Origin of the sequence: Empedobacter sp. UBA2044 (assembly GCF_002333005.1) — a bacterium.
In the GTDB taxonomy this organism is placed as follows: domain Bacteria; phylum Bacteroidota; class Bacteroidia; order Flavobacteriales; family Weeksellaceae; genus Empedobacter; species Empedobacter falsenii_B.
Window position 1 is genome coordinate 1 of the sequence record NZ_DDBA01000060.1, and the last position, 7313, is coordinate 7313.

The 7313-nt window shown below is 30.3% G+C and carries 5 protein-coding genes and 1 pseudogene; 1 reads left to right on the top strand and 5 read right to left on the bottom strand.

The genetic code is table 11. From position 1 onward, the window contains the following. Positions 1-1567: 1567 nt before the first annotated feature. The gene (locus B4E59_RS10875) at positions 1568-2182 is read left to right on the top strand and encodes a MauE/DoxX family redox-associated membrane protein (RefSeq protein WP_291052927.1); all 615 of its coding nucleotides are present in this window, start codon (positions 1568-1570) and stop codon (positions 2180-2182) included. 479 nt (positions 2183-2661) lie between these two features. On the opposite strand, the pseudogene B4E59_RS10880 reads toward B4E59_RS10875, so the two are convergent. The 5 genes and pseudogenes from B4E59_RS10880 to B4E59_RS10900 all read right to left on the bottom strand — a co-directional run. Beyond that, positions 2662-4019, bottom strand: a pseudogene (locus tag B4E59_RS10880) (IS3 family transposase). A gap of 424 nt (positions 4020-4443) precedes the next feature. Beyond that, a complete protein-coding gene (locus B4E59_RS10885) occupies positions 4444-4809 on the bottom strand; it encodes a hypothetical protein (RefSeq protein ID WP_280052132.1) in 366 nt (121 codons plus the stop codon). A gap of 9 nt (positions 4810-4818) precedes the next feature. Then, positions 4819-5655 (bottom strand): RHS repeat-associated core domain-containing protein, encoded by an 837-nt coding sequence (locus tag B4E59_RS14605; RefSeq protein WP_312067310.1) that lies wholly within the window; start codon positions 5653-5655, stop codon positions 4819-4821. Between the two features lie 305 nt (positions 5656-5960). Continuing rightward, a complete protein-coding gene (locus tag B4E59_RS10895; RefSeq protein WP_286496291.1) occupies positions 5961-6440 on the bottom strand; it encodes an immunity 26/phosphotriesterase HocA family protein in 480 nt (159 codons plus the stop codon). Next, the coding region (locus tag B4E59_RS10900) for an RHS repeat-associated core domain-containing protein (protein ID WP_291052932.1) at positions 6437-7313 on the bottom strand (877 nt) is incomplete at its 5' end. The genes B4E59_RS10900 and B4E59_RS10895, both read right to left, overlap by 4 nt.

Consider the following 7313-nt stretch of genomic DNA (forward strand, 5'->3'; position numbering starts at 1 on the left):
AGCCGTTATTGACCGACTTGTAAGCACGGACTTGACTTTTTTGGTGCGTTTTTGTGTCAAGACTTCCCCGTAGGGCATATGAATTCATTAAAAAACAATAATAACTCATGAGTAAAAATGAACGTAATAAAATAATGAACTACTAATTATCTTCTTATTCTCGTAATTATGTTCAGAACCTCATTCTTAACCTCAAATACTTACTACATTATACTTTTTACATACTACAATTCCCACATCTAATCTGTACTTTTTACTTAATACATACTACATCTTAACAATCCCTTCCGATACACGAACCACGAACAAACCATACGGAACGCATATACAATGGATACAGAATGGATACAGCGCGGATACACAACCGATACAGAAAAGTGTCATTTTCGATATACACCGATACAGGAATTTAACACTTTTTAACATATTGTTTCTCTAATATTCTGTCATTTTATGAAATTTTCTTTTCATTTTTTGCTCATCCAAAAAACGAAACAAAAAAAGATGCCGACAGTAGTCTCTCAATGATTCAACTAAATAAATTATTTCCATAAAGTTGATAACTCACTTCGTTCAAACACCTCAACTTTTTTATTCCAATAATTTAGAGTTGAATTGCATTTCGATTCTAAATCGTCGGATTTTTTTACATTCAAATTCGTTTTCATTATTAATAAGGTCACTGAGGCTCTCGAAGTGACTTTTACTTAATACATAGTACTTTTTACAAACTAAACACCGATACACGAACACCGAACAAACCATACGGAACGGATATACAATGGATACAGAATGGATACAGCGCGGATACACAACCGATACAGAAAAGTGTCATTTTCGATATACACCGATACAGGAATTTAACACTTTTTAACACTTAATTTCTCTAACCACAATAGAAACATAGGTTTTGCTACGTTTTACGTTCTACGCTTAACGTTTTACGGATTTTGTCATTCTAGGCTTGTCTCAGAATCGCATTCAATATGTCATTTCGAGGTATCGAGAAATCTTTTGTCACTTTTTTATTCATAGCTTATCTATTTTAATTATCGGTATTCATATGCCTTACAGGGAAGAGAACAAAAAAGTAATCAATGCTTCGACAGGCTCAGCACAAGCAACTCTTGGCCGTAAACCTCTCTACTAAAAATATTCTCATTTTCATAAAATGAAAACTCTATGGTAAACTATTGATTACTCTTTTGTAAATCTTCTAATTTCTATACCTCTATGTGGTTAAAATAAATACAATCACATTGTAGATTCTGCCCATTTCAATTACACAACCATCATTTCGAGTGGAATTCTAAAAGAATTTTGTATCGAGAAAAAGGTTTTCAAATAATCTGGTTAAAATAAGACTACCTTATATAGAACAATTCTAAAACTCATCAAAAATGAGAGGTTTTTCAAAAAAATGAGTTCTATTTTTAAAAAATGAGTAGAATTAACAAAAATTGGTCTGTTTTTTCTAAAAATAGGTATTGACTTGCTCAATAACTTCTCTGAACTTTGTATAGCATTAACCGTTAACCCTTTACCGTTAACCGTAAAACACAAAAACATGAGAAAAGTAACTCCTATTTTACAAACACTCATCTGCTACCTTTTTATTGTTTTATTTGTCTATGCAGCAGTCAGTAAGCTGATCGATTTTGAGACTTTTCAAACGCAATTGGGACAATCACCTATTCTTACAGCTTATGCAACATGGATTGGTTATGCCGTAATAAGTATAGAGCTCATTATTACGCTATTATTGTGTTTTCGTTCTACACGACAAATTGCATTACATGCCTCTTTCATTATAATGATCGCATTTACTGCCTACATTTACATTATCTTACATTACAGCGATTTTATTCCATGTTCTTGTGGAGGGATTCTCGAAAAATTATCGTGGGAACAACACATAGTTTTTAATATTGTTTTTGTTTTACTCGCATATATTGCCATTATTATTCAAACCTCTTATTCGAAGTTTAAAATTAATATACTATTTTTCACTGAGATCTTTATAGGCATTGGATTACTCTATTTTCTTCATATTTCTTCCGAAAAAACAATGAGGATCAACAATCCTTTTATTCGAAAATTTCAACCACATGCAATTGATCATCCAACCAACATAACATTACCTTCTAATGGTTTTATATTCTTGTTTTTTTTAGCTAATTAACAAATAGATTTATTTTTTAAAATAACTATAAAAAGGTATATAGAATTTTAAAATTTCTTTAAAATCTAAATTACTTTTGAATGATATTATATCTATTGATTTTCTATATATATAGAAAAATATTAAAATAATAAATATCCATCTATAGTCATCTATAGCAAAGTTTAAATAATAGTATATCAAAAACACAAAAGGAATTGTAATAATTAGTAGCAAGATTATTTTTTTTTTCATTGTTTTTTTTCTTAAATTTAAGAAAAACAATTAAATAATTAAATATGAAAAAACAATTAATCTTACTTGGTCTATTTAGTATTTTTTCTACTACAGTATTTTTATCTTGTAATGATGATGACTCTGACAATACAGAAAAAATAGAAAATAAATCCGATAATTTATTTTCTAATCAAAAATTCACTGTTTGTATGTTGTCAAAATAAATGAGACACCTCTTTCTAAAAATTAAGAGAGTGTTTGGTTTATAAATTTATTATTTTTTCTTGAAAATACAACTGCCTTCTTTTTGCAATTGTTTGTTGTTTAATAATTGCTCTTTGTTCCAAAATTTTATCTGCTCTACCAAAATAAACATCCGAAGGAGTAAGGTTGTTCAAAGCCTCATGATACCTAGAATTGTTATAATTTTCTACAAACTTATTTAGAGCTTCTTTCAGCTCATCAGGATGATAATAATGATCTAATTTCACTACATTTTTCATTGTTCTATGATACCTTTCGATTTTCCCTTGTGTTTGCGGGTGTAGTGGTTTACCTCTAACATGCTCCATTTTTTGCGTATTTTTCAAGTAATCTTTTAATTCACTTGACACATAACAAGGTCCATTATCCGATAATAATTTTGGTTTCTGTTTCGTCTTTAATTTCGCTTTTTCAATTGCTGTTTTTACAGTTCTTTTCACATCTTCAGCTTTCATGGAGCTACACAATTCCCAATGAATAATATATCGACTGTAATCGTCTAAAATTGTGCTTAAATAATACCATCCCCATCCTATAATTTTAAAATAAGTAAAATCAGTCTGCCACATTTGATGAACAAAATTCGTTTTATCTTTAAATTCGTTTGCGGCTGAAATTAAAATATGATTGGGTGCTGGAATTAAATCTCTCTGCTTTAATATCCGATAAACACTCGATTCTGAGATATAAATCCCTAATTCATCGGTCATTTTAAAAGCCAGTTCTCTAGCAGATAATTCAGGATAATCCAACGCTAATTCTACAATTAAATCCTTTTGAGAATCGGGAATGCTGTTCCATTTTCGATGGGTTGAATAATTTTTTGATTCTAAACCTTCAAATCCATTCTCTAGAAAATTTGAATACCATTTATAGAAAGTACTTCGTGCAATTCCAAATTCCTCTAAAGTACGTTTAACTCCAATTTCAGAGCGAGTTACAATCTGTATAATTTCGTGTTTTTCACTTGCTGATAATCGCATATATTTCTTGAATTTTGTCTTTAATCCAACGAATCCAAGGTTTTTTTTACGATATCATAGCGAACAACTAAATCAGCTACAATCTCTTTTAAACGCTGATTCTCTTTGCGTAAATCACTTACATCATCACTTGTTGCTTCTCGTGTAATATCTCCAGATAATCGTTTTTTACCAGCTTCTAAAAATTCTTTATTCCACTTATAAAATTGAGATTGTGAAATAGCATATTTGCGGCAAAGTTCAGCTACTGAAATCTCAGCACGTAAGGCTTCCATCACAATTAAAATCTTTTGTTCCGCTGTAAATATTCGTCTTGTGTTTTGACGAATATCTTTTACAAATTTTTCAGGAGTTTTCTTTTTTGAATTTGCCATAATTAAAGTTAATGCTTTTTAAAACACTAGCTTAAATTTTAGGTCTTAGATGTCCACTTTTTGCTGACGATTTACAATTTTTTCACAACAAGGTATACCTCTTATTTTATCGTCTATTTTTTTGAAGGACAAAATAGCCTATTTCTTCGGGGTTTGTTCGAGTATCCTTCGACAATGGTTCGAGAAAAAGTATGTTTTATCGAACAACGGTCGAAGGATTATCGAAGAAGATAAGTAAAAACACAACTTTATTTAGATGTTATTTTTTGCGTTAAACGATATAATTTGATGTTATTTTATAAAATAACAAAAGGCAAACTAACGTTTGCCTTTTACTTTATTGTGAATTTTTATTTGTAATTAATGTATTATGAAATAACAACACTTTTTATACACTACCCATTTTTAAATAATATCCTTGATTCTATCTTTTTAAAACTTCTATCATTTCTCCATTTGTATTAATTTTAGAATTTATTTTTAAAATATTATTTTTCTTTTTTATTAAAAAAAAATTCGCTCCTTTTACTTTATAAAGAGTATCACCTTTTTCAATAGAATCACTTACGTTAGAAAACCATCTGCCATCCTCAAACGTATCAATTTTATTTGTATCGGGATTTTTTCCGATAATTGTGAAAAAAGCTGATTTAATTCTATCTTCTTTATAACTTTTATTCGAAATAATGTTTACTGAATAATCTAATTCGTATTGTTCTTGTCCATTGGTAAAATCAATTTTACATGAATTAAGAAAAAAAAATAGAGTAAAAATAATAAGGTTTCTCATAATCAAAGTTTAATTATATACTTTACCTGTTATTATAGAAAATGTGTAAGATTTAGATACAGAGGCTCCTGCTCCAATACCTAAAAATTTACCGTCTCCTAATGTTAATGTGTTACTTATAGTTCCTTTATTATCTATACCACCTTTTTCATTTAAACTGTGACCAATAGTGTATCCCATAATTGAGCCATCAATAGTTGCAGAAGCAGAAGTACCAGCTATATTTTTAAGCATATCTCTTTCTATATTATTTTCTCTTCGATCATGAAACCCTACATTTAAACCAGGAACGCCTATTCCAGGTGTTGTCCCAACTCCCATTCCAGAATTAAAATATAATCCTATATCGCCAGGAGCAAAAATAACTCCAGCTTCAAATGTATAACTAGTCCCTTTATTCCCAGTAATAGTTATTCCTGTTCCCATAGTAACAGCGTCAGGATTATACGGACTATAATCAGGATTATAACTTTTGTCATATGCTCTTAAAGCTGAAGCTGTAAAGCCTTCAGTTTTTGCCGATACTACCGCTGTTTCTAGACTTATTTCTCCAGAGTCATAAAAACCTTCAAACTCCCCGTTAACATAACGACTATGTAATTGATTTTGTTCATTATATACGTACTTTCCTGTTTCATCTTCCCAATCGCTTGCCCATCCTGTTGGCGGTTCCGCCATCATCCCATCAGGATCTATAAAGAATACAGGATTATTAAAAGCGTAGTTGTAAGACGAGTGACGTCTCATTTTCTCCGCCAACGGATCTATATTCATCCAACGTCCAATCGCAGGTTCGTAATTACGCGCTCCGTAATCGTATAAATTTAAGCTTAATTCCTCTTGCAGTTCAGCACTTCGTGCGCTATGTTCGTCAAAAGTTTACTCAAAACTTTTTTCTCCATAATCATTGTATTTGTACTTATAGTTAGCATTTGCAAGATTGGTATTGTTGTATCCACTATGTTTTAACCCAAATGGATAATAATTGTTTTCTTCTAAAACAAACTCAAAGAACTTATGTCGATAAATTTAAAAAATTATACGTTAAAAATCTAGCTACTTTATAAAATAACAAAAGGCAAACATTTGTTTGCCTTTTGTTTTATTGTGAATTAGTAAGTTGTGTGATAAAAACACATCTGGAAAACTACCTAAGGAAGCTCTCTATTAAATAACTTTCTGTCCTCTTCTAACCATACGCAAGGCACCTTATTATAAAAATCTCTTATTCTATCTTCAACATGGGTTTTATTCCAAACAGATGCTCTTTCTAACCCTATGATTTCTCTTTTTGTTGCTGGAACTATTTCTCCTGTATTTGCATCATAAATCCTAAATTTTTCTTTATTTATTGGATCTTGAATAAAGAACATTGGTAAAACCTCCAATTCTTTTCTTATGTTTATTTTCCCTACTTTAAGCCATTCTCCTCTTGTAACAACTTGATCATAAACAGAGATAATAAATAAAATTGGTTTTTCATTTAGTAATTCAAAATCTGATATTTGCTCTTTAGATATAAAATCGAAAAATACATAACTTGATTTTTCTAAAATTTGAGCATATATATAATATTTATTATCAATAGGTATTTCTAATATACTACCTTTTGTTATTCTTTGTTTTTTCATAAACCAAAAACTTTCGCTGCGTTTAAATATTTTGTTCTATTCTTATTATTTGGACTTATACCGTTAATAGCATTACCTGAAGTTCCCCCTTGAGATTTAGCTCCCCCATTAATTTTTATAAGATATTGTTCTCTACCTCTAATTGCATTCTTATTAGTAGAAGAGTTATCTAAAACAGCTGGACCAAAACCTTTATCATTCATATGATGGTTTTTATCTCTTTTTGCTACATTCTCAAGAGCTGTTCCTGTACCACTAGTTCTACCAGTGTATACTTCACCAGTCTTTATATTTGTTTTAGTATAAGTTTGATATGTCTTTACAACTTTTTGTTTAACATCATTAACAGTATTGGTTAAAACAGATTTACCTCCTTGTGCAGTCAATGTTCCTTCTACTCCCCCTATAGCCGTCAATGCTAATGTAGCAATATCTCCTACTGTATTAATTATTTTTTCTCCAGTAGACTCTTTAGGTACATCTTTGTACAAGACTAACGCTCCGTTTTCTACTTCATACTTTTTATTTATACTATTATTTGTAAAAACATTGATTCCTCTTACAACTAAATTTGAAAATGATGCTCGTACTGAATTTATACTTCCTGCAGTCATTTCAATAAGTTCTAATTCTGGATCCCTATTATTTCCTGCGTAGCTTTGAATATCTTGATTTGTAGTAGGAGCTCCTTCTAAACCTTCAATCTCAATTTTCCAGACAGGATTGTTATGAGCAAATTGGTAAGTACTAATATTGTAGTAGTCTTCTGAAATAGGGTCAACACCAAAGAAGCGTCCGATAGTTGGATCGTAGTTGCGATATCTGTAGTTATACCAATTTAAGCCAAGTTCATCTTGTAACTCTTTGCCGTTG